We start from the raw sequence: 25,627 nt of genomic DNA, 5'->3' as shown, positions 1-25,627 counted from the left end.
GCGTGGGCAACCCCCGAATCGGGTGGATATCCGCCGAGATCGGGGGTTGGCGGGGACGGTGGGGGTGTGGGGTGGTGGGGGTGGTGGTATTGCGGGCGGGAGGCGATACCGTTGCTGGAACGAAGCGAGGAGGCAGTCATGGTGATGGACGCACTGCGCGGCTACGTACAACTGGCGAGCGGGCTGACCGAGGTCACGCGGCAGCGGGCCGAGGCGGCGGCGAAGGCGTTGCTGCAGCAGACCGGCGCGGACAAGCTGACGTCGGGGCTGACCACCAAGGTGAGTGACCTGGCCGACGAGATCGTTGCCACCAGCAAGAGCAACCGTCAGCTGCTGCAGGCGATCGTGACGAACGAGGTCGAGGGCGCGGTGGCCCGGCTCGGGTTCGTCCGGGCCGAGGAAGTCGACGCGCTCACTCGCCGGGTCAAGACGCTGGAGACCGAGCTGGCCGCGGCGCGGGCCGGGGCGGCTGCTCCGGCAGGCGACGCGCTTGCGGAGGCGGCGCCGGCTCCGGTGCAGGCGGCGGCTGCGAAGAAGGCCGCGAAGGCCCCGGCCAAGCAGGCGGCCGCGAAGAAGGCGGCCAAGAAGGCACCGGCGAAGAAGACGGCGAAGAAGGCCTGACGTGACCGAGCATCCTGGCGAGCAGTTCCCGCCGGGCGTCGACCCCGACGTCGAGCCGGGCTTCGACCCCTACCCGTCGGAGGACACCCCGGAGTCCCCCGACTACGACGCCGAGCCGGCGCCGCAGAACTTCTCGTACGGCGACGTCCAGCCCGAGATGGGCCAGTACGGCGAAGACGGCGAGACCGCGGAGGACACCGAAGCAACCTTCGAAGCCTCTGTGGACACCCCCGCCGACCGCGAGGACGAGCCGGCGCCGCACGTCGATCCGGCCGAGGTGGAGTTCGGCCCGGAGTTCGCACGCGCTCCCGAGGACGAGCACCAGCACCCGTTCGTCGCGGACACGGCCGCCGACGAGCCCGCCGTACAGGACGACGACGCGCACCCGCTGGTCGAGGAGACGATGTCGCGGCTCGACGAGTTGCGGGATCGGCCGGTCGGCGAGCACGCCGAGGTGTACGCCGACCTGCACGAGCGGCTCCAGTCCGCACTGGTCGAAGCGGACGCCGAGGACCGCAGCTAGACGGACGTGGCCAAAGGAATCAAGCGATCGCGGCTCGACGCCGAGCTGGTACGACGGGGCCTCGCGCGGTCCCGTGAGCACGCGAGCGACCTGATCGCCGCCGGCAAGGTGAAGGTGTCCGGCACCGTCGCCACCAAGGCGGCGACCGGTGTCGGGGCCGACGCGCCGATCGTCGTCGACACCTCGGAGACCGAAGACCCGAACTACGCGAGCCGCGGCGCGCACAAGCTGGTCGGCGCCCTCGAAGCCTTCAGCGGCGTGCAGGTGAAGGGCCGCCGGGCCCTCGATGCGGGCGCGTCCACCGGCGGATTCACCGACGTACTGCTGCGCAACGAAGCGGCACACGTGATCGCGGTCGACGTCGGCTACGGCCAGCTGGTGTGGTCGCTGCAGACCGACGACCGCGTCACGGTGATGGACCGGACCAACGTCCGCACCCTCACCCTCGACGCCATCGGTGGTGAACCAGTTGATCTGGTCGTCTCGGATCTCAGCTTCATCTCTCTCACGCTCGTCCTGCCCGCCCTGATCGGGGTGGTGAAGCCGGACGGCGACCTGGTGCTGATGGTGAAGCCGCAGTTCGAGGTGGGCAAGGAGCGGCTCGGCAAGGGCGGCGTGGTCCGCGATCCCGAGTTGCGGGCCGACGCGGTGCGCGGCGTGGCGGCCAGGGCGCTGGAGCTGGGCTGGGGCGTTGAGGGCGTCGCGGCGAGCCCGTTGCCTGGTCCGTCAGGAAATGTCGAATACTTCCTGTGGATACGCCGTTCCGCGCCGCCTCTCGATGAGACGATGCTCCAGACTGCCGTCGAGAGCGGTCCCCCTGTCCGGGGCGGCGGGGCGGGGAAGGAAAAGGCTCAGTGAGAGGCGGGGACGCGAGTGGGTGAGCACGAGCCGCGGCGCGTGCTGCTGGTGACGCACACCGGACGGGAGCAGGCGGTCGAGGTGGCGCGGGATGCGCACCGGCTGCTGACCGACGCCGGTCTGCTGGTCCGGCTGCTCGCGGACGAGGCCGAGGCGCTGAAGCTCGACCCCGCGGAGGTCGTCGACGACCACGAGAAGGCGGCGCTGGACGTCGAGCTGATCATGGTGCTCGGCGGCGACGGCTCGATCCTGCGCGGCGCCGAGCTGGCCCGCCCGCACCGGACGCCGGTGCTCGGCGTCAACCTCGGTCACGTCGGCTTCCTGGCCGAGGCCGAGGTGGACGATCTGGAGCGGATCGTCCAGGTGGTGGTGGATCGGAGCTACACCGTCGAGGAGCGGATGACGCTCGCGGTCGACGTCCGGCTGGACGGCGAGCTGATCTTCGACACCTGGGCGCTGAACGAGGCGAGTGTGGAGAAGGCGGCCCGCGAGCGGATGCTCGAGGTGATGGTCGAGGTGGACGACCGGCCGCTGTCCCGCTGGGGCTGCGACGGCGTCGTGGTGGCCACCCCGACGGGCAGTACGGCGTACTCCTTCTCGGCCGGCGGCCCGATCGTGTGGCCCGAGGTCGAGGCGATCCTGGTGGTGCCGCTGAGCGCGCACGCGTTGTTCTCCCGGCCGATCGTGGTCGCGCCGACGTCGCAGCTGTCGATCGAGCTGGTGCCGTCGTGGCACGGCCGCGGGGTGCTGTGGTGCGATGGCCGCCGGATGGTCGAGGTGCCGCCGGGCGCCGAGATCCAGGTCCGCCGCGGCAACCGGCCGGTCCGGCTGGCGCGGGCGCACGAGGCCCCGTTCACGGACCGGCTGGTCGCCAAGTTCGACCTCCCTGTGCTCGGCTGGCGCGGAGCCGCCGAGCGAAAGCGCAACGGCAAACCACAACAGGAGACCTAGAGCATGCTCTCGGAGATTCGCATCACCGGGTTGGGCGTGATCGAGGACGCCACGCTGGACCTCGATCCGGGGTTCACCGCGGTCACCGGCGAGACCGGGGCCGGCAAGACGATGGTCGTGACCGGGGTGAACATGCTGCTCGGCGGGCGCGCCGACAGCGGCCTGGTGCGGCACGGGACGCGCCGGGCCCGGGTCGAGGGCCGGGCCAGCGCCGTACCGAAGGCGATCGTGCAGCAGGCCGAGGACCGTGGCGGCGAGCTGGACGACGACGAGTTGCTGATCGCCCGCGAGCTGTCGTCCGAAGGGCGCTCGCGGGCGTTCCTCGGTGGGGCGTCCGTGCCGGTGTCCGTCCTGGGCGAGGTGTCGGGCGACCTGGTCGCGATCCACGGGCAGGCCGAGCAGTGGCGGTTGCTGCAGCCGTCGCGCCAGCGCGAGACCCTCGACACCTTTGCCGGCAAGGCCGTGCTCGTGCCCCTGCAGGAGTACGCCGCTGCCTACAAACGGCACCGTGAGGTCGAGGCCGAGCTGACCGAGCTGACCACCCGGCAGCGCGACCGCCTCGCAGAGGCGGACCTGCTGCGCTTCGGGCTCGACGAGGTCGCGAAGGCCGAGCCGCTGCCGGGCGAGGACACCGAGCTCGCCGCCGAGGAGGACCGCCTCGCGTACGCCGACGGCCTCCGTACGGCGGCCACGACGGCAGCCGACGCGATGGCTTCGGAGGACCTCGAGTCCACCCGGCCGAGCGACGTACTCGGGCTGCTCGCGCTCGCCAAGCAGGTCCTCGACGCGGAGCGCCACCACGACCCGAAGCTGGCCGAGCTGGCGGATCGCGCCGGTGAGCTCGGATATCTCGCGGCCGACCTGGCGCAAGAGCTTTCGTCGTACGCCGCCGACGTCGACACCGACCCGGCTCGGCTGGCCGTGGTGAGTGAGCGGCGGTCGCTGCTGACCAGCCTGGTCCGCAAGTACGGCGCCGACGAAGGCAATGTGGACGAGGTGCTCGAGTGGGCGAAGCGATCCGCGGAGCGACTGGCCGAGCTGGACGGAAGCGACGAGCGGGTCGAGCATCTGACCGCCGAGCTCGCCGAGCTGGATGCGAAGCTCAGCGACCTCGGCCAGCAGATCAGGGCCGCGCGCCAAGAGGCCGCCGAGCGGTTCGGTGTCGCGGTGTCCGAAGAGCTGACCGGCCTGGCGATGCCGCACGCGAAGTTGTCGATCGAGGTGCACGAAACCGCCGCTGGTCCGTACGGGATCGACGAGATCGAGTTCTGCTTCGCGGCGAACCCGGGCAGCCCGGCCCGCCCGCTGCAGAAGGCGGCATCCGGCGGTGAGCTGTCCCGGGTGATGCTCGCGCTCGAGGTGATCCTCAGCGACACCCATCCGGTGCCGACGCTGGTGTTCGACGAGATCGACGCCGGGATCGGCGGCCGGGCCGCGGTCGAGGTGGGCAAGCGACTCGCCCGGCTGGCCGAGAAGGCGCAGGTGATCGTGGTGACCCACCTGCCGCAGGTGGCCGCGTTCGCGGACCGTCATGCGGTCGTGCTGAAGAGTGACGACGGTTCGGTCACCACGAGCGGCCTGGTCGCCCTCGACGACGACGCGCGGCTGCGGGAACTGTCCCGGATGATGGCCGGCCTGGAGAACTCCGACGCCGCGCAGGCGCACGCGGAGGAGTTGCTCGCACTCGCGGCGGAGCGTCACAAACCGCGCCGGAAGAGTCGTTCGAAAGGATGATTTGACGCACAGTCACCACGATTTCCGTGCGTGATTGCCCGCCCGGCGGGGTAAATGAACCGGGAGGGGGCTCTTGACATGGCAGGATGAGAGCGCGATGAAACTGCCCAGCCTGCGGAGAGCACGCCCCACTGAACTGCCCGGCATCGCCGGCGTGGTCCGGCTCGATCGCCGTACCAAGAATCTCACCAAACGGCTGAAACCGGGTGAGATCGCGGTCATCGACCACGTCGACCTGGACCGGGTCAGCGCCGAGGCGCTGGTCGACTGCCGGGTCGCCGCGGTGGTGAACGTGGCCGACTCGATCAGCGGCCGCTACCCGAACCTCGGTCCGGAGATCCTCGTCGAGGCGGGCATCCCGCTGGTCGACGGGGTCGGCCGCGAGGTGTTCTCGATCCTGCACGAGGGTGAGCGGGTCCGGCTGCACGACGGCTCGCTGTACCGGGGCGAGGAGGTCGTCGCCAAGGGCATCTCGCAGGACAGCAAGACCGTCGCGGACCTGATGGACGAGGCCCGGTCCGGGCTGTCCACCCAGCTGGAGGCGTTCACCGCCAACACCCTGGAGTACCTGCGCCGCGAACGCGACCTGCTGCTCGACGGTGTCGGGGTGCCGGACATCCACACGCCGATGGAGGGCAAGCACGTCCTGATCGTGGTCCGCGGGTACGACTACCGCGAGGACCTGGTCGCGCTGAAGCCGTACATCCGGGAGTACCGGCCGGTGCTGATCGGCGTCGACGGCGGCGCCGACGCGCTGGCCGAGGAGGGCTACGTCCCGGACCTGATCATCGGCGACATGGACTCGGTCAAGGACGAGACGCTGAAGAGCGGCGCCGAGGTGGTCGTGCACGCCTACCGCGACGGCCGCGCGCCGGGCTCGGAACGGATGGAGCGGCTCGGGGTGGACTCGATCGAGTTCCCGGCGGCCGGCACCAGCGAGGACGTCGCGATGCTGCTGGCCGACTCCAAGGGCGCGTCGCTGATCGTCGCGGTCGGCACCCACAACTCGCTGGTGGAGTTCCTGGACAAGGGACGCCCGGGGATGGCCAGCACCTTCATCACCCGCTTGCGCGTCGGCGCCAAGCTGGTGGACGCCAAGGGGGTCGGCCGGCTGTACCGCAGCCGGGTCTCGACCTTCCAGGTGGTCGCGCTGGCCGCGGCCGGCCTGTTCGCACTCGGCATGGCGTTGGTCGCGATCGGCGCCGACGACGTGCTCTGGTCGATCCTGCGGGCGCGCTGGAGCGACTTCGTCTACTGGATCCGGGAGCTGTTCACGTGATCGACTTTCGCTACCACATCGTCTCGATCGTGGCGATCTTCTTTGCTCTGGGCGCCGGTGTGGTGCTGGGCGCCGGCCCGCTGAAGGGCACCGGCAGCGAGCTCGTCGCGAGCCAGGCCGAGAAGGACCGCCAGCAGCTCGCGGACACCCGGGCCAAGCTGGACGAGACGAAGACTCTGGACAAGTACCGCGACGACTACGTCGCCAAGGTCACCGCGGGGCTGACCGACGGCAAGCTGAGCGGCAAGAAGATCGCCGTCGTCACCATGCCGAGCGCCGACGGCGACCTGGCCAACACGCTGACCGAGGAGCTGGAGAAGGCCGGCGGCCAGGTCACCACCCGGGTTGCGCTGGACAACAAGATGTTCGACGCCGGCCAGCGCCAACTGGTCGAGCAGATCGCCACCGAGCTGGTCACGACCGACGTCGACTACCCGGCCGACAGTACGACGTACCAGCGCGCCGGGCTGATCCTGGCTCGCGCCATCGCGGCCAAGGAGGAGGGCAAGTCCGCCGACGGCGAGTCGACCAAGATCATCAGCGGCCTGACCGGGGCGAAGCTGATGTCGCTGAAGCCGTCGCAGTTCAAGGACCGCGCCGGCCTGGTCGTCGTACTGGCCGCGAAGCCGCCGACACCGGTGCCGGACAACTCGTCGTACAACGACTCCGTGGACTTCATCGAGGGCCTGGACCAGGGCACCAACGGCGTCGTGGTGGCCGGGACGCCGGTGACCGCGCAGGACGGCGGCCTGCTCAAGGCATTGCGGAGTGACTCCGACGCGACCAAGATCGTTTCCTCGGTGGACGTGGCCGACATCCCCGCCGGACAGGCGACGGTCGTCTTCTCGCTGGCCGAGCAGGCGAGCGGCAAGGCGGGGCAGTACGGCGCGATCGACGCGAAGAACGGCGTTGCGCCGTCGGACGTACAGACGAAGGACAACTGACGTGGGAATTCTGAGCGCTGCCGTCGCGGCAGCCGCCACCGCTGCGCTCGAACGCGCCGCGGCGAACCTGCCCAAGGAGAACCGCGAGCCGTTCGAGCGGACCAACCATCGCGGTGAGCCGGTCACGCTGCTCGAGGGTCCGGTCGCGGTGCTCGGCGCGCTGGCCGGCGTCGCGGCATCTCCCAAGACTCCGGGCAAGGTGAAGGCCGCCGCGCTGCTCGCCGGCTCGGTGTCGGGTGCAGTCGGCGCGTACGACGACCTGCGTGGGACGACGCAGGCGAAGGGGTTCCGCGGTCACCTCAGCGCGCTGAAGCGGGGTGAGGTGACGAGCGGTGCGGTGAAGATCCTCGGGGTCGGCGCCGCGGGCCTGGCCGCCGCCGCGTTGCTGCCGCGGAAGTCGTCCGGTGTGAAGGCCCTCGCCGGGGTCGTTGCCGACGGCGCCTTGATCGCGGGTACGGCGAACCTCACCAACCTGCTCGACCTCCGGCCCGGCCGTGCGCTGAAGGTGGTCGCAGCAGTGAACGCGCCGCTGGCGGTGACGAACGGCCCGGCCGGCGCGGTCGTCGGTGCGGCCGCGGCCGCGGCGCCGTCCGACCTTTGCGAGCGCTCGATGCTCGGCGACTGCGGTGCGAACGGCCTGGGCGCGATCACCGGTACGGCGCTCGCCGCCTCGCTGCCGGGTCCGCTGAAGGCGCTCGCGCTGGGCGCCGTCGTCGCGCTCAACCTGGCCAGCGAGAAGGTCAGCTTCACCAAGGTGATCGCGGAGAACCCGATGCTCGACAAGATCGACCAGTGGGGCCGTAGGCCCCGATGATGACTCGGTGAGCACAGACGGCTCGGGCGCGGAGCGCCCGGCCGGCGCCGGGGGAGGTGGCGGCTCAGGAACCGGCGCGCGCATCGCGCAAGCCGCGTTGCTGGTCGCCGCGGTGACAGTTCTGGCCCGGGTGGTGGGTTTCGGCCGGTGGCTCGTCTTCTCGAAGACGGTCGGGGCCGGGTGCCTGGCCGAGGCGTACGCGACGGCGAACCAACTGCCGAACATCCTCTTCGAGGTGGTCGCGGGTGGCGCGCTGGCGGGTGCGGTCATCCCGGTGCTCGCCGGTCCGGTGGCACGCGGCGACCGCGCTGCGCAGGGACGCATCATCGGTGCGCTGATCACCTGGTCGTTCGTGCTGCTGGCGCCGTTCGCCTTGCTGGCTTGGCTTTTCGCGTCCACCTACACCGACGCAATGCTCGATCCGGGCGCCGAGTGCAGCGGCTCGGCTGCGACCGCGACGCGGATGCTGGCGATCTTCGTGCCGCAGGTCTTCGGCTACGCGATCGCTGTGATCGCGACCGCCGTACTGCAGTCGCACAAGCGGTTCGCGGCCGGTGCGCTGGCGCCGCTCGTGTCCAGTCTTGTTGTCGTAGGCACCTATCTGGCGTTCGCGGGCGCGGCGCCGGACGCCGACTCGGCGTCGCGCGGGGCGTCCGATCTGCTGGCCTGGGGTACGACGCTGGGCGTCGCTGCGCTGGCGCTGACCGTGCTGGTGCCGATGCTGTTCCTGCGCATCCCGATCAAGCCGACGCTGCGCCTCGACCCCGGGGTCGCTCCGGTACTGCGAAGGCTGGCGCTGGCTGGTCTCGCCATACTGATCGCGCAGCAGCTCACGTTTGTCGTCACGACCTACCTGGCCAACCATCGAGGCGTGGCGGGCAGCATCGCGGTCTATACGTGGGCCAACGCGGTCTATCTGCTGCCGTACGCCGTACTGGCCGTGCCGATCACCACAGCTGTGTTCCCGCGGCTCGCGTCGGCGTATGACGCGGGGGAGCGGTTCGATGTGTACGCCGCCTCGTCGACGCGGGCTGTGATGTTGGCAGGCGGTGCTGGGGCCGCACTCCTGGTGGGCACCGCGGTCCCGGTTGCTCGCGTTTTCGCGTACGACGACGGCGCCGTACAGGAGGCGAGAGCGGCGACACTGGTCGACGCGTTGCTCTTGTTTGCGCCGGCTGCCATCGGGTTCGCCGTACTGATGCACGTCGGCAGGGTGCTCTACGCGAGGCACTCCGGTCGTGAGGTCGCAGTGGTGACGGCCGGCGCCTGGGTGCTGGTCGCGGTGTCCGGCGTGGTGCTTACGGCGTCCTGGGATGCCGTGCCGGCGCTGGCGGCCGCGATGTCGATCGGCATGGTGGCTGGAGCGATCGTGCTGCTCGTCGTCCTGCGTCGGGAGGCGGGTCCCGGGGTACTCGCCGGATTGCCGCGCGCCACGCTGGCTGCATTGGTCGGTGCTGTCCTTGCCGGTGCGGCCGGCTGGGCGGTGTCGTTGCCGGCCGGCGACGCCGGAGTGGGTAAGGCCTGCTTGTTCGCGGTGCTGTCCGGCCTGGCTGTAGTCGTTGTGTACGCCGCGGTCGCGGTGGTACTGGATCGCGCGGACGTCCGCGCGCTGCGGAGTCGTGGACTTGTGGAGGAGACGCAATGAGGATCGGCCTGCTGCTCGCGGAGTCGAGGGGTGGGATCGGGCAGCACGTCGCCTCGCTGGTGCCGCGGTTCCTGAACGCCGGGCACGAGGTGGTCGTGTGCGCGCCGCCCGGCACCGCTGAGCACTTCGACTTCGGCGGTGCGCAGGTCGTGACTCAGGCAGCAGCGTTGCGCGGCGCTGACGTGTTCCACGCGCACGGCTACCGCGCCGGTATGACCGCACTCCGCGACAGGTCGCGGCTGCGGCCGCTGGTGGTCACCTGGCACAACGCGGTGATCGCTCCGGGCCCACGTGGGCTTGTCATGCGGCTGGGGCAGCGGCTGGTTGCCAGGGGAGCGGACCTGACTCTAGGAGCCTCTAGCGACCTCGTGGAGCTCGCCAAGAGCCTCGGAGCGCGGCAGGCCCAGCTGGCCCCGGTAGCGGCTCCTGCGATACCTCAGGTCCGTACGCCGCGTCACGAGGTCAGGCAGTCGTTCGGGCTCGACGAGGAGCCCCTCGTGCTCACCGTGGGTCGCCTGGCACCGCAGAAGGACTACCCGACGCTACTGTCCGTGGCTGCATCGGTGCGGGAGTCCAACCCGGACGTGGTCTTCGCGATCGTCGGGGATGGCCCGCTGCGCGACAACCTGCAGGCCCGGATCGACGCGGAGAACCTCCCCGTGCGCCTCCTCGGTCACCGGGACGACATCGCGGACCTCCTGGGCGCGGCTGACGTGTTCCTGCTCACCTCGCATTGGGAGGCGCGGGCTCTGGTCATCCAGGAGGCTATGCAGGTCGGCGTACCCGTGGTTGCGACCGCGGTCGGCGGCGTCCCGGAGCTGGTGGACGACAGCGCCGTACTGGCGTTTCCCGGGGATGCGGACGGGCTGGCGGACGGCGTCCGGGCGGTCCTGGCCGAACCGGAGACGGCGAACGCTATGCGGACGCGGGGCCGGGAGTTGGCCGCCAGATGGCCGGACGAAGACGCGGTGGCGAAGAATCTGCTCGACATCTACGTGGGTCTCGTCGCGACCGGGGGTTGACAACAGGTAGGCTGAAGGCCCGTGGACAGGGCTTCGAATTCCCAGCAGACCAAGCACGTATTCGTCACCGGTGGCGTGGCGTCCAGTCTCGGCAAGGGGCTGACAGCGTCCAGCCTCGGCAGTCTGCTGACGGCACGGGGCATCCGGGTCACCATGCAGAAGCTGGATCCGTACCTGAACGTGGATCCCGGCACCATGAACCCGTTCCAGCACGGCGAGGTGTTCGTCACCAACGACGGCGCCGAGACCGACCTGGACATCGGCCACTACGAGCGTTTCCTGGACCGGGACCTGTCCGCGGTCGCCAACGTGACCACCGGGCAGGTGTACTCCAGGGTGATCGCCAAGGAGCGCCGCGGCGAGTACCTCGGCGACACCGTGCAGGTGATCCCGCACATCACCAACGAGATCAAGGAACGGATGCTGGCGATGGCCGGCCCGGACGTCGACGTGGTGCTGCACGAGATCGGCGGCACCGTCGGCGACATCGAGTCGCTGCCGTTCCTCGAGGCGGCCCGCCAGGTCCGGCACGACGTCGGCCGGGACAACGTGTTCTTCCTGCACATCTCGCTGGTCCCCTACCTCGCTCCGAGCGGTGAGCTGAAGACCAAGCCGACCCAGCACTCGGTCGCCGCGCTGCGCTCGATCGGTATCGCCCCGGACGCGGTCGTCTGCCGCGCCGACCGGCCGATCCCGGACGGCGTGAAGCGGAAGATCTCGCTGATGTGCGACGTCGACGTCGAGGCCGTGGTCGCCGCCGTCGACTCGCCGAGCATCTACGACATCCCCAAGGTGCTGCACACCGAGGGTCTCGACGCGTACGTCGTACGGCGGCTGAACCTGCCGTTCCGCGACGTCGACTGGACCCGCTGGGACGAGCTGCTGCGGGTCGTGCACAACCCGAAGGACCAGGTCACGGTGGCGCTGGTCGGCAAGTACATCGACCTGCCGGACGCGTACCTGTCGGTCGCCGAGGCGCTGCGGGCCGGCGGTTTCGACAACGACGCCAAGGTCACGCTGCGCTGGATCGCCTCCGACGACTGCGCGACGCCCGAGGCGGCCGCGCGGCTGCTCGGCGACGTCGACGCGATCTGCATCCCGGGCGGCTTCGGCGTCCGCGGGATCGAGGGCAAGATCGGCGCGATCAAGTTCGCCCGCGAGCAGCGGATCCCGATCCTCGGGCTGTGCCTCGGGCTGCAGTGCATGGTGATCGAGGTCGCCCGCAACCTGGCCGGGCTGGTGGAGGCCAACTCCAGCGAGTTCGACCCGGACGCCGAGCAGCCGGTGATCGCGACCATGGAGGAGCAGAAGCACATCGTCTCCGGTTCCGGTGACCTCGGCGGCACCATGCGGCTCGGCCTCTATCCGGCCAACCTCGCGGACGGCTCGATCGTCCGTGACCTGTACGCCGCTCCCTCGGTCCAGGAGCGGCACCGGCACCGCTACGAGGTGAACAACGCCTACCGCGACAAGCTGGAGACGGCCGGCCTGGTGTTCAGCGGGCTGTCCCCGGACAACGAGCTGGTCGAGTTCATCGAGCTCGACAAGGCCCAGCACCCGTACTTCGTCGCCACCCAGGCGCACCCCGAGCTCCGGTCCCGGCCGACCAAGCCGCACCCGCTGTTCGCCGGCCTGATCAACGCCGCCCTGGTCCGGCAGCGCGAGTCCCGCCTGCCGGTCGAAGAGCCGGCAGCCGCGAGGAAGCCGGCCGCCAAGACGACGGTCAAGGCTCGATGAAGGACCTTCCCGAGCTGCGGTTCGGCGCGGGCCTGGCCGACGTGCCGGAGAAGTGGCCGGTCGCGTCGTCCGAGGTGGTGCACGAGACCGGCCGGGTGATCTCGGTACGACGCGACCACCTCGACCCACCCGGTCGCGACCCGTTCGTCCGGGATGTGGTCGTGCACCCGGGCGCGGTCGGGGTCGTCGCCCTGGACGAGAACAACCGGATGCTGCTGGTCCGCCAGTACCGGCACCCGGTCGGCCACCGCCTGCTCGAGCCACCGGCCGGGCTGCTCGACGTCCAGGGGGAGCAGTACCGGCTGGGCGCCGAGCGGGAGCTGTGGGAGGAGACCGGCACGAAGGCTGCCGACTGGCGGATCCTCGTCGACGCCTTCACCTCCCCGGGTCTCACCGACGAGGCGGTCCGGATCTTCCTCGCCCGCGACCTGTCCCCGGCCGACGAGGCCTACGACCGGCGGCACGAGGAAGCCGACATGGAAACCGTCTGGGCGCCGCTGGTCGACGTGGTCGGCGCCGTCCTGGCCGGACACCTGCACAACCCCATCCTGGTGATGGGCGCACTCGCGACCTGGACCGCGATGAACGGGCCAGGCATCGACAACCTCCGCGCGGCCGACGCCCCCTGGCCGGCCAAGGACCGCTGACGGCGCCCTTGACGTTGGGCGGGACTCCGGTCAGCATCAGCCTGCCGAAGAACCGCGACCTGCGGATCTTCACCCTGGCCACCGGCTGATCCCGAACGCCCCAAGGAGATCTCAACGATGAGAGCCACCCGCGTCGCCCTGCTGGCGACCTTGACCGTCGCCGGCCTGCTGACCGTCCCTGGTACGGCGTCCGCCACGCCGGTCACCACGACCGGACCCTGTGGGTACACCGCGACCCCCGACGACCCGTCGCCGCGCCCGGTCTCGCTACCGCCGGACCCGACGCCGACGCCGAACAAGGGCATCGTGCGGGTCGTGGTCGCGACGAACCAGGGCCCGATGCTGCTGTCGCTCGACCGGGCCAAGGCGCCGTGCACCGTGCAGAGCTTCCTGCACCTCGCGAAGAGCCGGTTCTACGACTTCACCACCTGCCACCGGCTCACGCTGTACCCGACTCTCAAGGTCCTGCAGTGCGGCGACCCGAGCGGCACCGGTGAACGCGGCCCCGGCTACTCCTACAAGGACGAGCTCCCGACCGACCTGCCGAACTGGCCCGACGACCCGACCGGCACCCGGAAGGTCTACGCCCGCGGCACCCTGGCGATGGCGAACGCCGGCCCGAACACCAACGGCAGCCAGTTCTTCCTGGTCTTCGCCGACTCCCGCCTGCGCCCCGACTACACCATCTTCGGCACCGTCGACCGCCTCGGCCTGAAGGTCCTCGACAAGGTCGCCGCCGGCGGTGTCACGCCGACCGCCGAAGACCCCGCGCCCGTCGACGGTCCGCCTCAGCTCAAGACCGACATCCTCGTCGCCCGCTCGCTGGGCAGCTGACAGGTCAGTCCACCGACTCGCCGCCGCCTTCGCAGAGGGCGGCGGTGACGGTGCGGACGTTGACCTTGAACTCCTCGTCGGGGACCTTCGGGAGGATCTCGTCCCAGGCGGCGATCATCGCCCCGCGGAACTGCATCTGGCCGAGCGGACGGGCGAGGAACCAGACGTGGAAGTGTTCGGAGCCGTCGCCCCAGCGGTTGAAATGCGTGCGCCCGACGCCGTCGATCCGGCCGATCGCGCCGGCGACGCGCTGGATGATCGGGCCGAGCGTGGCGAGCAGTTCGGGCGGCAAGTTGTCGAGGCGGTAGTGCTCCCGCGGCTCGAGTACGGCGACGAACGGCAGCCCGCTCGGCTCGAGGCCGGCCTTCACCTGCCACTGGTCGTCCCGCCAGATCACGAACTTGTTCGGATCAGCACACGTCACGCACGGCGCCCCACCCGCCTCACCCCCACGCGGAGGCTCCGGCACCACCGGCTCCGCCAGCGGCACAACCTGCACATCCCCCTCGAACGGAAAGAACCGCTGCCCCACCAGCCCCTCCGCAGACAACCGCTCCCCATACGGCAACCGCCGATGATACGCAGAAGGCAACTCACCCATCCCCGCACTCTGCCCAAACCTTGCCCATCCGACAATGCCTTTTATGGAGAAGCCTGAGTTGGCTGGGTTGTTGGGGCTCGAGCCGCATCCGGAGGGTGGGTGGTACCGGGAGACGTGGCGGTCGGAGGTGGAGATCGCGCCGGAGGGGTACGACGGGACGCGGGCCAGTGCGACCGCGATCTACTTCCTGCTGGCGCCGGGGGAGGAGTCGCGGCTGCATCGGGTGCGGTCGGCGGAGATCTGGTTGTGGCACTCCGGCGGGCCGTTGACGCTCGAGTACGGTGACGAGTCGGTCACCCTCGGACCTGACGTCGGCGCGGGTCAGCGGCCGCAGGTCGTCGTACCGGCGGGGGCTTGGCAGGCGGCGCGACCGGCCGGGGACCAGCCGGTGCTGGTGTCGTGCATCGTGTCGCCGGGATTCGACTTCGCGGACTTCACCCTGCGGTGAGGGGAGGGCCCGCCGGGACGCGCGTCAGGGGCACACGGTCCCGGCGGACGACTGGGCTCAGGTCTGCGGAACGATCGCCTCGCCCGCTGTCACCTCCGGCAGGTGCTCACGGATCATGTAGCCGCCGGCGCAGACGATCCAGACCGCCGACAGCAGCAGCGGGACCGTGGTCATCAAGGTGCCGCCGGCAACGAACGTGCCGTCGGTGGCGAACACACCGAAGGCGCCGGCGAACGACACGACGGCGGCCGCCAGCGCGAGCCACCCGAGCCAGTTCGGCATCATCCGGGTACGCAGGACACCGATCCCGGCCGCAGCCAGCGGCAGCGTGGCGGCGAAGCCGATCATCGTCGTCATCACCGCGGTCAGCTCGTACAGCATGACGGTGGTCGCGGCGTCCCGGCCGTCGATGCCGTAGGCGGTCGCGGCGGTCAGCCCTGCAGTCATGAAGATCGCGCCGCCGACCAGCACCGATCCCGCCAGCAGCGCGAGGTGGACGTCACTGCGCTCGTCCCGCTCCCGGATCGCCTCGGCGAAGGCAGCGGCGAACCAGATGATCAACCCGGCCGCGGCGGCCCACATCAGGGACCCGACCAGCATCGACGTCCGGGCGTCGTCGATGAAGCCAGTGATCGTGCCTTCCGACTCGTCCACCGTGGGGAGATTGCCGGGCAGGAACCTGCCCAGGAGTGCCAGGACGACGAAGGCCAGTCCGGCTATGCCGCCCCAACGCAACTCGTGTCGCTCGGTCATGGGGAACACCTCCAGTGAACGCACCCCGAAATGACGTGCGTCTACTGCTGATGTTCCTCCGCTTCAAGCGGCCGTCAAGAGGTCGTCCGGCGAACAGGCGCACCGCCGGACGGACTCGGCATCACCTACAGGAGAACGGTTGCCAACGCCTCGTAACCGGGCAGCAGATCGATCCCCTCACGCCCCAGTTGCTGGACCGCGACGTGGTCCGCACCGGCGTCCAGGTGGGCCTTCAGACCCTCCGCGATCTCGACCGCCGAGCCGTGCAGCACGAGCGCGTCGACCAGCCGGTCGCTGCCGCCGTCGTCCAGGTCGGCGTCGGTGAACCCGAGGCGCTTCAGGTTCGACCGGTAGTTGCGCAACTGCAGGTACGACGCCAGGTAGTCGCGCGCCGTCGTCCGGGCGATCTCGTCGTCGGTCTCGAGCACGATCCCGTGCTCCGGCGCGAGCAGCACACCGCCGCCGAGCGTACGACGCGCTTCCCGGGTGTGCTCGGGAGTCGTCAAGTAGGGCAGGGCTCCGGCGGTGCGGGATCCCGCGACCTGCAGGACCTTCGGGCCGAGCGCGGCCAGGGCGCGCCGGTCGGCCGGCACCTTGCCGTCGTCGAGCTCGTCCAGGTAGCCGACGATCGTGTCGTACGGCGACTTGTACTCGCCGGTGCGTTCGGGGTGACCGATCCCGACCCCGAGCAGGAACCGGCCCGGGTGCTCGTCCTCCAGCCGGTGGTACGAGGCGGCCACGTCGGCCGCGGGCGACTTCCACATGTTCACGATGCTGGTGCCGACGGCAACGGAGTTCGTTGACGCCAGCAACACTTCCGCGTCGCGCAGGCCGGCGTCCGGGGAGCCGCCCAGCCAGAGCGCGCCGTACCCGGCCTGCTCCAGTCCCGCCGCCAGCTCCGGCCCCCAGTGCTGAGGTCCGTGCCAGACCCCGAAGCGTCCAAGTTCTACCGCCACGCGTACTCCTCTCGTCGAACCGTTCTCAGGCTGCAACCGGGAGCGGGCGGGCTCCATTCCGTGCTGGGAAAAGCATCCCCGACGCCCACCAGGGCAAGTCAACGATGACTGCCGGCGCAACCAGAATGTGGACGGCTACAGGTGCGCGGCGATCTCGGGGATTCGTTGCCGAAGGTCCACGAGTCGTCGCTCGGTGCGGTCGGGTTCGCCGACCCTGAGGAGGTTGAGCATGCCTGGGTCACCCGTTTGCTGGCCGGCGCGGATGACGCGGGCCGACCGCTGAGCACGGATCGGCGCGGCCTCGAGGATCTCGAGAGGAGTGAAGGTGCCGCCGTACGACGTTGCCATCAGTTGCAGGCGGGCGGCCTGGTAGGCCGGGTCCATCGGGATCGCAAGCGGAGCGGTGTTCCAGGCGGCGAAGGCGATGTCGTCGAGCGGAACGCCCGGGCCGGCCATGTCCCAGTCGATCACGCCGCTGAAACCGGACTCGGTGCCGATCCAGTTGTAGTACCCGTAGTCGTGCATGCAGATGATCTGTCCGGCAGCGAGTTCGCCGCGACTCGTGCGCCAGACGATCTCGCCGTCGGGCCGGTACGACGTGACCACGCGGTGGTACTCGGCGAGCCAGCGCATGGCGTCGGCCAGTACGTCGTCGGGCACCTCCGGGCCGTACGCCGTACCAGGCAGGTAGTCGAGGATCTCGCGGTCCTGGTCGTCGTACCCGAGCACGCGCGGGATCCCGGTCAGCCCGGCGTCGGCGAGGTAGTTGAGCAAGGCATGAACTGCCGGCGTCCACGGGCCGGTGGCCCGCCGGACGGTGTCGCCGACGCGGACCGCGCCGCCGACGTTGCCGCCGTGGAGAGCGATCTCCTCGTTCATGTCAGAACCTTTCGTCAGGAGCGTTTTTCGCGGCAGTGCAAGACTGGCGTAAAGACAGAAATGGAGATTGCGTCAAGATTGCGCAAAGCCTGTGAGGCAAGGGATTCCGCGGTCAACGTCACGCGGAGTTGCAGCGTCTTGCAGGAGTGTAACCGAACCGCCGGGCATTGGTTCCGCGAGTCTCCACCGGATAGGACCATCCGATCAGGTGGTATGAACCTTGCGGGCTTACACTCGGCAGCGACCTGGCAGCTCACCCCTCACCGCCGGGCCGCGGACACAACGACGTGGGCCGCACACCTGGAATGTGAAAGAAGGGCAAGTTGTGAAGGTCGGAGTACCGAAGGAAGTCAAGAACCACGAGTACCGGGTGGCGATCACCCCGTCCGGCGTGCACGAGTTCGTGCGCAACGGGCACGAGGTTCTGATCGAGCAGGGCGCGGGGACCGGTTCGCTGATCCCCGATGACGAGTTCGTCGCGGCCGGGGCACGGATCGTGCCGGCCGCCGACGACGTCTGGGCGGACGCCGAGCTGGTGCTCAAGGTGAAGGAGCCGGTGGCCGAGGAGTACCACCGGATGCGGCGGGACCAGGTCCTGTTCACCTACCTGCACCTGGCCGCGAGCACCGACTGCACCGAGGCGCTGCTGAAGTCCGGCATCACCGGGATCGCGTACGAGACGGTTCAGCTTCCGGACGGGACGCTGCCGCTGCTGGCCCCGATGAGCGAGGTGGCCGGCCGGCTCGCGCCGCAGTCCGGCGCCTACCACCTGATGGCCAACGGCGGCGGCCGCGGTGTGCTGCTCGGCGGCGTGTCCGGGGTGCACCCGGCCCGGGTGGTGATCATCGGCGCCGGTGTCTCCGGCATGAACGCGGCCGCGATCGCGCTCGGCATGCAGGCCCAGGTCCAGTTGTTCGACCGGAACATCGCCCGGCTCCGCCAGGCCGACCAGATCTACCAGGGCCACCTGCTGACGATCGCCGCGAACTCGTTCGAGATCGAGCAGGCGGTGCTGGAGGCCGACCTGGTCATCGGCGCGGTGCTGGTGCCCGGTGCGAAGGCGCCGAAGCTCGTCACCAACGACATGGTCCGCCGGATGAAGCCGGGCAGCGTGCTCGTCGACATCGCGATCGACCAGGGCGGCTGCTTCGAGGACTCGCGTCCCACGACCCACGCCGACCCGGTCTACAAGGTGCACAACTCGTTGTTCTACTGCGTCGCGAACATGCCCGGGGCGGTGCCGAACACGTCGACGTACGCGCTCACCAACGTGACGCTGCCGTACGCGATCGAGCTCGCGAACCTGGGCTGGCGGGAGGCGATGAAGCAGGACCACAGCCTCGCGCTCGGCCTGAACACGCACGCGGGGCACGTCACCTACGGTCCCGTGGCCGACGCCCACGACCTGTCCCAGCTGAAGCTCGACGAGGTGCTGGTCTGAGCATCAGCCGTGCGGTTGGCGCTTACCTGGACCACCTCACGGTGGAGCGTGGCCTGGCTGCGAACACCTTGGCGTCGTACCGGCGTGACCTGCGCCGGTACGACGCCTACCTCGCGGCCGCCGGGATCTCCTCGTTGGGGAGCATCTCGGAGGCCGTGGTCAGCGACTTCCTGATGCGGTTGCGGGAGGGCGACGCGGACCATCCGCCGCTCACCGCCTCCTCGGCGGGCCGGACTGTGGTCGCCGTTCGCGGGTTTCATCGGTTCTGTCTGCGTGAGGGATTGACCGAGGTGGACCCGGCGGCTGCGGTGAAGCCGCCGGCGCCGCCGCAACGGTTGCCGAAGGCACTCTCCGTGGACGAGGTGTCACGGATCCTGACCGCGGCTGCCGGCGCCGCGGCGGAGCCGGCCGTCCTGGCGGCGCGCGACGCGGCGTTGCTGGAGTTTCTGTACGGCACCGGTGCGCGGATCTCCGAGGCGGTCGGGCTGGACGTCGACGACATCGACCTCGAGGCGGGTGCGGTGCTGCTGCGCGGCAAGGGCAGCAAGGAGCGCGTCGTACCTGTCGGTTCCTACGCCCGCGACGCGCTGTCGGCGTACCAGGTCCGCGGTCGGCCCGACCTGGTACGGCGAGGACGCGGTACGCCGGCCCTGTTCCTCAACGCCCGCGGCGGCCGCCTCTCCCGGCAGTCCGCCTGGACCGTCCTCCGCCGGGCCGCCCAACGCGCCGGCATCGCCAAGGAGATCTCCCCGCACACCCTCCGCCACTCCTTCGCCACCCATTTGCTGGACGGCGGTGCCGACGTCCGGGTCGTGCAGGAGTTGCTAGGGCACGCCTCGGTCACCACGACGCAGGTCTACACCCTGGTCACGGTCGACAAACTCCGCGAGGTCTACGCGACGTCCCACCCCCGCGCGCTGTCGTCGTGATGGCGGACCGCCAGGCCATCACAATCCCGCGCTGTCGCGCTGTCCCCGCGGGGGGACATGCGCGATCCCGCATTGTGATGGCGTGGCGGTCCGCCACCCAGATTCGTGCCGCCGGCGGGGTCGTGAAAGGGTGGGGGTCGGTGCTCGGATTTTGGGGACGGTGTGCGATCATCTGGTTACGGTTGGTCACGCGGAAGCGGTGATCGGCCGGGTCCGGAGCTTTGTCGACAAACCACCCCACCCCGGTGCGGAGTGGCTGGTTGAGAGTGCTTGAATGCACGCTTACAGTCGCTGGGATCGCCCGTATCGGTTGAAAGGTTTGACGAGTCATGAACGAGTCGACATTCCCGGGCACCGAGCAGTTCCCGTCGCCGGCCCAACCGATCGCGCCGACGGTCTCCCAGCCTGCTGCCGCAGCGCAGCCGCAGCGGAACCTGACCCCACCCGAGAACTATGCGGAGATGCCCCGGCCGACGGCCAAGCTCACCGCGGAGGACATCGCACCTGTGAATGACGCGCACGGCCCGCGGAACAAGATCGGGCCGACCGGCCGGCCGGTTCCCGACCTGCCCGTGCCGCAGCCGCCGACCAGGACGGGCCCGGCGCAGGTGATCGCGATGTGCAACCAGAAGGGTGGCGTCGGCAAGACCACGACCACGATCAACCTCGGCGCGGCGATCGCCGAGACCGGCCGCAAGGTGCTGCTGATCGACTTCGACCCGCAGGGCTCGGCCTCGATCGGCCTCGGCGTGCAGCCGCACGACCTGGACATCTCGGTCTACAACCTGCTGATGCAGCGCGACATCACCCCGGACGAGGTGATCCGTCCGACCCGGGTGGAGAACCTCGACCTGCTGCCGGCCAACATCGACCTGTCGGCGGCCGAGGTCCAGCTGGTCCAGGAGGTCGCCCGCGAGTACACCCTGCAGCGCGTGCTCGAGCCGATCATCCCGAACTACGACGTGATCCTGATCGACTGCGCGCCGTCGCTCGGCCTGCTCACCGTGAACGCGCTGACCGCGTCCAACGGCATCGTCGTACCGCTGGAGTGTGAGTTCTTCGCGCTCCGCGGTCTGGCGATGCTGACCGACACGATCGGCAAGGTCCAGGACCGGCTGAACCCGAAGCTGGAGATCGTCGGGATCCTCGGCACCATGTTCGACGGGCGTACGACGCACGCCCGGGAGGTCCTCGACCGGGTGGTCCAGGCCTTCGACGAACGCGTCTTCCACACCGTCATCCGGCGTACCGTCAAGTTCCCCGAGACCACGGTCGTCGGCGAACCGATCACCACGTACGCCCCGTCCTCGTCTGCGGCCACGCAGTACCGCGATCTTGCCAAGGAGGTGCTGGCGCGTTGTCCCGCCGGGTGAGCCTGCCAGGTGCCAGTGAACTCTTCGGGGGTGCGGCACCGAAGCAGACCAGACCCGAGAAGCGCACCACCACTGACGGACCGTCGACTGTGCGGTCCAGTACGACGGTCGTCGACGACCGGAAGTCGAGTGGTCGGATCCGGCACGACACGAAGATCACCGTGTACGTGACGGAGGAGGAGCTGCTCGGCCTGGAACAGACCAGACTCGCGCTACGGGCCGAGCACGGGCTGACGGCCGACCGCGGCCGGATCGTCCGCGAGGCGATCGATGTGCTGCTGGCCGACTTCGTCGACCACGGACCGGACTCGGTGCTGGTACGGCGGCTCAAGGCCTCGGAGTGACCGTGTCCTCGGACTCGTTGCCGTTGGATCTTGGGTCGGACGCCGGCCCGGCTGTTGCCGAGGGCAAAGGATTCAGCGTTCACCTGGTCAACTTCGAGGGTCCGTTCGACCTGCTGCTGCAGCTGATCAGCAAGCACAAGCTCGACATCACCGAGATCGCGCTGTCCCAGGTCACCGACGACTTCATCGCCCACATCAAGGCGCTCGGGTCGGAGTGGGACCTGGACCAGACGTCGGAGTTCCTGCTGATCGCGGCGACGCTGCTGGACCTCAAGGCGGCCCGGTTGCTGCCGAAGGGCGAGGTCGAGGACTCCGAGGACCTGGCGCTGCTGGAGGCGCGGGACCTGCTGTTCGCGCGGCTGCTGCAGTACCGCGCGTTCAAGCAGATCGCGGCGCTGATGCAGGAGCGGATGGCCGCCGAGGCCAAGCGGTTCCCGCGGGCGGTGGGGGTGGAGCCGCGGTTCGCGGAGCTGCTGCCCGAGGTGCTGCTGGGGATCGATCCGGCCGGGCTGGCTGCCTTGGCCGCACGGGCGCTGGCGCCGAAGACCGATCTACCCGAAGGCGTGTCGCTGACGCACCTGCACGGGTCGCAGGTGACGGTGCGGGAGCAGGCGGCTGTCGTCGTGGATCGGTTGCGGCGGCAGCGCAGTACGACGTTCCGCGCGTTGGTGGCGGACTCGCCGGACACTGTGACGACGGTGTGCCGGTTCCTGGCGTTGCTGGAGTTGTTCCGGGAGGCGGCTGTCTCCTTCGACCAGGTGACGCCGCTGGGGGAGCTCACGATCCGGTGGACCGGGTCGGACGAGGGCGACATCGACGTCAGCGACGAGTTCGACGAGGTGTCGCGCCCCGAATCCGAGGACGGCGAGGCCCCGCAGGTCTCCGACGACACCGACTTCCTCGAACCCGGCGCCAGCGCCACAGCTGAAGACGACGTCGAGCCCGCCCCGGCCGACGCCCCGAACGAGACGGCGGACCAGTGACCGAACACCCCCCAACCCACCCGTCCGCCCCCGCCCACCCCAGCTCCGTAGACGAAGGCGCCGACCTCACCACCTCGACCGCCGACCCCACCGCCGGGGCCGCCGACCCCGCCGCGGACCTCACCGACCCCGCCGCGGACCCCGAGGACACCGAGCCGCGCTCCAACGACTCCCGCCCGTCCGACGAGCCCGACACAGCCTCCGCGGATCCCGCCGACGCGGCCTCCTCCACGGATCGCACCGACTCCGCCGCCTCCGCGGAGTCCACCGAGTCCGCCGCCTCCTCCACGGATCCCGCCGCCGACAACTCCTCCACGGATTCCGCCGCCGACGCCGCCTCCGCGGAGTCCGGCGACTCCGACGGCGCCTCCGCGGAGTCCGGCGAGTTCGACAACGAGGTGACCTCCGCCGCCGACTCGACCCCGGCCGACGCCGACGCCGACTCCCCGGACCCAGCCGGCACCGAGCCCTCGAGCGAGGAGCCAACCGCCGAGACGGACTCCGCCGGCGCAACCGCGGAGTCGACCGAAGCCTCACCCGACGACGCCGACTCCACGGATCTCACCGAGCCGGCCGACGAGCTGTCATCGGCCGCCGACACCTCCTCCGACGACGGGCAGTCGAGCGCCGACTCCGACGTACCAGCGGATGAGGACTACCTGCCGCCGGGGCAGACTGAGGTGCCGGTGGGGGATGAGGTCGTCGTTGACGACGAGACCATGCGGCGCGCGCTCGAGGCGATCCTGATGGTGACGGACGAGCCGTTGCCGGTGCTGACGCTGGCTCGCGCGGTCGGCCGCCCGACGGGTGATGTGGCGTCGGCGTTGGGGACGCTGTCCGAGGAGTACACCGAGCAGGGCCGCGGGTTCGACCTGCGTGAGGTGGGTGGCGGTTGGCGCTACTACACCCGCGTGGAGGCAGCGCCGTACGTCGAGAGGTTCGTCCTCGACGGCCAGCAAGCGCGCCTCACCCAGGCCGCGCTGGAAACCCTCGCCGTGGTCGCATACAAGCAACCGGTCAGCCGCGCCCGAGTCTCCGCGATCCGCGGCGTGAACGTCGACGGCGTCATGCGAACCCTCGTCGCGCGCGGCCTCGTCGAGGAAGCCGGCGCCGACACCGAGTCCCACGCAACCCTGTACCGCACCACGTCCTACTTCCTCGAACGCATGGGCATGCAGTCCCTCGACGACCTCCCCGAGCTAGCCCCCTACCTCCCCGACATGGACGACATAGAGGAAGAACTAGCCGCCCAATCCCTCCCCCGAGCCGACACCACGACGCCCGACGACGGTACGACGCCAGCCGACGACTCGACGCCAGACGCCGGTACGACGCCAGGCGACGGCGCAACGGGCGACGCCAGTACGACGCCCGACGCCGCCGACGAGCCGCCCTCGCCGGTCGAACAGCCATCCACCGCGGACACCGAGTCGGCTCACCCGGACGACTCAGCGGATGCCGGATCCGCCGAGCCGGTCCGCCCGGAGGACCCCTCCTTCGGCGTGCCCCCATCCTCCGCGGCGGATGCGGAGCTTGCCGGATCGATCCCCCAGGAGTACGCGGACTTCGACGTGCCGCCGTCCTCCTCGGCGGATGCGGCCCACGCCGCGCCGGACGAGACCGCCGAGGACCAGACCGGCATCGACGCTGACCTGGCAACCGACGAGCCAGCCGACCTGGACGTCGACCACGAGCCGGGCGACCTCGAGCCATCCGACGAGTTCGACGCCGCCGACGAACCACCGGCCGACGAGTCTGCTGAGGGTGACGCTGGGATCGACGGGGATCTGGCGACCGACGAGTCGGCCGAGTTGGACGTCGTACATGAGCCGGGTGAGCTGGAGCCGTCCGACGAGTTCGAGGCTGCCGACGAGCGGACCGCGAGCGATACGCCGACTGACGAGGCCGGCACGCCCGCGGCGACTTCTGACGATGAGGCGAGCGCCGACGACGAGGTCAGCACGTCTGACGTGAGTGCGGGCGACGAGGCGAGCGCGTCTGAGGTGAGTGCGGACGGTGGGGCGGACGGGGCATCCGTGGAAGACGGATCTGCCGCCCGGGGTGACGCTGGCACGGCGGACCAAGCTGGCACCACGGACCAAGCTGGCTCCGCGGACCAGGCTGGCGCCAAGGACCAGGCTGGTGCGGCGGAGGATGCTGGGGTGGCGGGGAGTTTGGCTTGGGAGCGGTTGCGGGGGTGGGATGGGGGGCGTGATGGGTGAGGAGGTCGAGGGGGTTCGGCTGCAGAAGGTGTTGGCTCAGGCGGGGGTGGCGAGCCGGCGTAATGCGGAGATCTTGATCGAGCAGGGCAGGGTCGAGGTCGACGGGCAGGTGGTGACCGAGTTCGGGCGGCGGGTGGATCCGGCTGTTTCGGTGATTCGGGTTGATGGGGAGCGGATTCCGCCGACCAGCGCGCACGTGTACCTGGTGCTCAACAAGCCGCGCGGCGTTGTCTCCACGATGTCGGATCCCCAGGGGCGGCGTTGCCTTGCGGACTTCGTCGAGGAACGGCCGGAGCGGCTGTTTCACATCGGCCGGCTGGACACCGACACCGAGGGGTTGTTGCTGCTGACGAATCATGGCGAGTTCGCGCATCGGCTCGCGCATCCGTCGTACGAGGTCTCCAAGACGTACGTCGCCGAAGTCGACGGCAACGTGAAGCCAGCAGTACTGCGCAATCTCCTCGACGGCGTCCAGCTCGACGATGGACCGGCGCAGGCGGACACGGTCAAGGTGATCTCCAGCATCCGCGGCCGCACGCTCATTCAGATCAGCCTGCACGAGGGCCGCAACCGGATCGTCCGCCGCATGTTCGACGCGGTCGGCCACCCGGTCAAGCGCCTCACCCGCACGGCCATCGGCCCGGTCCGCCGCGGCAACCTCCACACCGGCGAACTCCGCGAACTCGACCAAAAAGAGCTAGGCCAACTCCTCGACCTGGTCGACCTCTAACCCACCCGCCGCGCTGTATGCGTCGAGCACCGTACAGGCGGAGCCGCCGTGCGGACCGAGCCGCCGTACGGTGGAGTCGTCGTGCTGGTGTCCACCCGCACGACAGCGTCGTGCGCACCGAGCCGCCGCACGCAACGAGACCCGGAGCGGCCGAGCCGTCAAACGGGCCGAGCAGCCGTACGGATGGAGTCGTCGTACGGGCGGAGCCGACCTACAGGCTGAGCCGTCGTACGTGCTGAGTTGTCGTGCGGACCGAGTCGTCGTACAGGCGGACTCGTCGTACGTGCCGGGTCGTAATGCGGCCGAGTCGTCGTACGTACCGAGTCGTTGTACGGGGCGGGTCGTCGTGCAGGTGGAGC

At 70.0% G+C, this 25,627-nt stretch carries 25 protein-coding genes; 21 read left to right on the top strand and 4 right to left on the bottom strand.

The window, feature by feature from the left end; translation table 11 throughout:
• Positions 1-138: 138 nt before the first annotated feature.
• The 13 genes from ACIBGM_RS31325 to ACIBGM_RS31265 all read left to right on the top strand — a co-directional run bounded on the left by ACIBGM_RS31325 (position 139) and on the right by ACIBGM_RS31265 (position 13,609).
• Entirely contained in the window at positions 139-621 is a 483-nt protein-coding gene (locus ACIBGM_RS31325) for a phasin family protein (protein WP_360537465.1), read from the top strand.
• A 1-nt stretch (position 622) separates the two neighbouring features.
• Positions 623-1,144 carry a hypothetical protein gene (locus tag ACIBGM_RS31320; protein WP_396387569.1) on the top strand — a complete coding sequence of 174 codons (522 nt, stop codon included), beginning with the start codon at positions 623-625 and terminating at the stop codon, positions 1,142-1,144.
• Between the two features lie 6 nt (positions 1,145-1,150).
• The gene (locus ACIBGM_RS31315) at positions 1,151-2,002 is read left to right on the top strand and encodes a TlyA family RNA methyltransferase (protein ID WP_360537469.1); all 852 of its coding nucleotides are present in this window, start codon (positions 1,151-1,153) and stop codon (positions 2,000-2,002) included.
• A 15-nt stretch (positions 2,003-2,017) separates the two neighbouring features.
• Positions 2,018-2,953 carry an NAD kinase gene (locus ACIBGM_RS31310; protein ID WP_360537471.1) on the top strand — a complete coding sequence of 312 codons (936 nt, stop codon included), beginning with the start codon at positions 2,018-2,020 and terminating at the stop codon, positions 2,951-2,953.
• Positions 2,954-2,956: 3 nt separating this feature from the next.
• Entirely contained in the window at positions 2,957-4,687 is a 1,731-nt protein-coding gene (recN, locus tag ACIBGM_RS31305; RefSeq protein ID WP_396387567.1) for a DNA repair protein RecN, read from the top strand.
• Positions 4,688-4,784: 97 nt separating this feature from the next.
• Positions 4,785-5,966 carry a putative cytokinetic ring protein SteA gene (gene steA, locus ACIBGM_RS31300; protein ID WP_396387566.1) on the top strand — a complete coding sequence of 394 codons (1,182 nt, stop codon included), beginning with the start codon at positions 4,785-4,787 and terminating at the stop codon, positions 5,964-5,966.
• Positions 5,963-6,910, top strand: a complete 948-nt coding sequence (locus tag ACIBGM_RS31295) for a copper transporter (protein WP_396387565.1) — start codon at positions 5,963-5,965, stop codon at positions 6,908-6,910. The genes steA and ACIBGM_RS31295 overlap by 4 nt, the downstream gene beginning before the upstream one ends.
• Position 6,911: 1 nt before the next feature.
• Positions 6,912-7,724, top strand: coding sequence for a hypothetical protein (locus ACIBGM_RS31290; RefSeq protein WP_360537479.1), 813 nt, complete (start codon positions 6,912-6,914; stop codon positions 7,722-7,724).
• Between the two features lie 7 nt (positions 7,725-7,731).
• The gene (gene murJ, locus ACIBGM_RS31285) at positions 7,732-9,369 is read left to right on the top strand and encodes a murein biosynthesis integral membrane protein MurJ (protein ID WP_396387564.1); all 1,638 of its coding nucleotides are present in this window, start codon (positions 7,732-7,734) and stop codon (positions 9,367-9,369) included.
• Positions 9,366-10,391, top strand: a complete 1,026-nt coding sequence (locus tag ACIBGM_RS31280) for a glycosyltransferase family 4 protein (RefSeq protein WP_396387563.1) — start codon at positions 9,366-9,368, stop codon at positions 10,389-10,391. Before murJ ends, ACIBGM_RS31280 begins: the two co-directional genes overlap by 4 nt.
• A 21-nt stretch (positions 10,392-10,412) precedes the next feature.
• The gene (locus ACIBGM_RS31275; protein ID WP_360537485.1) at positions 10,413-12,128 is read left to right on the top strand and encodes a CTP synthase; all 1,716 of its coding nucleotides are present in this window, start codon (positions 10,413-10,415) and stop codon (positions 12,126-12,128) included.
• Positions 12,125-12,775 carry an NUDIX hydrolase gene (locus ACIBGM_RS31270; protein WP_360537487.1) on the top strand — a complete coding sequence of 217 codons (651 nt, stop codon included), beginning with the start codon at positions 12,125-12,127 and terminating at the stop codon, positions 12,773-12,775. Before ACIBGM_RS31275 ends, ACIBGM_RS31270 begins: the two co-directional genes overlap by 4 nt.
• Before the next feature lie 117 nt (positions 12,776-12,892).
• On the top strand, positions 12,893-13,609 hold the full coding sequence (locus tag ACIBGM_RS31265) for a peptidylprolyl isomerase (protein ID WP_396387562.1): 717 nt from the start codon (positions 12,893-12,895) through the stop codon (positions 13,607-13,609).
• 4 nt (positions 13,610-13,613) lie between these two features.
• Here the strand turns inward: ACIBGM_RS31265 and ACIBGM_RS31260 are convergent, their stop codons facing one another.
• A complete protein-coding gene (locus ACIBGM_RS31260) occupies positions 13,614-14,177 on the bottom strand; it encodes a hypothetical protein (RefSeq protein WP_360537491.1) in 564 nt (187 codons plus the stop codon).
• 76 nt (positions 14,178-14,253) lie between these two features.
• Here ACIBGM_RS31260 and ACIBGM_RS31255 point away from each other — a divergent pair, with 76 nt between their 5' ends.
• On the top strand, positions 14,254-14,658 hold the full coding sequence (locus tag ACIBGM_RS31255) for a cupin domain-containing protein (RefSeq protein ID WP_360537493.1): 405 nt from the start codon (positions 14,254-14,256) through the stop codon (positions 14,656-14,658).
• A gap of 57 nt (positions 14,659-14,715) precedes the next feature.
• Here ACIBGM_RS31255 and ACIBGM_RS31250 read toward each other — a convergent pair whose 3' ends face one another.
• The 3 genes from ACIBGM_RS31250 to ACIBGM_RS31240 form a co-directional block, all read right to left on the bottom strand.
• Positions 14,716-15,411: a DUF4386 family protein gene (locus ACIBGM_RS31250; RefSeq protein ID WP_360537495.1), complete on the bottom strand. Its 696-nt coding sequence runs from the start codon at positions 15,409-15,411 to the stop codon at positions 14,716-14,718.
• Between the two features lie 125 nt (positions 15,412-15,536).
• Entirely contained in the window at positions 15,537-16,367 is an 831-nt protein-coding gene (locus tag ACIBGM_RS31245; protein ID WP_360537497.1) for an LLM class F420-dependent oxidoreductase, read from the bottom strand.
• Between the two features lie 135 nt (positions 16,368-16,502).
• Positions 16,503-17,246 carry a phosphotransferase gene (locus ACIBGM_RS31240; protein WP_396387561.1) on the bottom strand — a complete coding sequence of 248 codons (744 nt, stop codon included), beginning with the start codon at positions 17,244-17,246 and terminating at the stop codon, positions 16,503-16,505.
• 325 nt (positions 17,247-17,571) lie between these two features.
• Here ACIBGM_RS31240 and ald point away from each other — a divergent pair, with 325 nt between their 5' ends.
• The 7 genes from ald (at position 17,572) to ACIBGM_RS31205 (ending at position 25,268) form a co-directional block, all read left to right on the top strand.
• Positions 17,572-18,687, top strand: a complete 1,116-nt coding sequence (gene ald / locus ACIBGM_RS31235; RefSeq protein WP_360537501.1) for an alanine dehydrogenase — start codon at positions 17,572-17,574, stop codon at positions 18,685-18,687.
• A complete protein-coding gene (gene xerD, locus ACIBGM_RS31230) occupies positions 18,684-19,616 on the top strand; it encodes a site-specific tyrosine recombinase XerD (RefSeq protein WP_396387589.1) in 933 nt (310 codons plus the stop codon). Before ald ends, xerD begins: the two co-directional genes overlap by 4 nt.
• 461 nt (positions 19,617-20,077) lie before the next feature.
• A complete protein-coding gene (locus tag ACIBGM_RS31225) occupies positions 20,078-20,989 on the top strand; it encodes a ParA family protein (protein ID WP_360533838.1) in 912 nt (303 codons plus the stop codon).
• Complete coding sequence (locus tag ACIBGM_RS31220) at positions 20,986-21,333, top strand: hypothetical protein (protein WP_396387560.1); 348 nt, start codon at positions 20,986-20,988, stop codon at positions 21,331-21,333. Before ACIBGM_RS31225 ends, ACIBGM_RS31220 begins: the two co-directional genes overlap by 4 nt.
• Positions 21,334-21,335: 2 nt before the next feature.
• On the top strand, positions 21,336-22,316 hold the full coding sequence (locus ACIBGM_RS31215; protein ID WP_396387559.1) for a segregation and condensation protein A: 981 nt from the start codon (positions 21,336-21,338) through the stop codon (positions 22,314-22,316).
• Positions 22,313-24,538, top strand: coding sequence for an SMC-Scp complex subunit ScpB (gene scpB / locus ACIBGM_RS31210; protein ID WP_396387558.1), 2,226 nt, complete (start codon positions 22,313-22,315; stop codon positions 24,536-24,538). Before ACIBGM_RS31215 ends, scpB begins: the two co-directional genes overlap by 4 nt.
• A complete protein-coding gene (locus ACIBGM_RS31205) occupies positions 24,531-25,268 on the top strand; it encodes a pseudouridine synthase (protein WP_360533823.1) in 738 nt (245 codons plus the stop codon). Before scpB ends, ACIBGM_RS31205 begins: the two co-directional genes overlap by 8 nt.
• Positions 25,269-25,627: the final 359 nt, after the last annotated feature.

Origin of the sequence: Kribbella sp. NPDC050470 (assembly GCF_044458365.1) — a bacterium.
Lineage (GTDB): Bacteria > Actinomycetota > Actinomycetes > Propionibacteriales > Kribbellaceae > Kribbella.
This window is presented reverse-complemented; position numbering and strand designations above follow the sequence as displayed.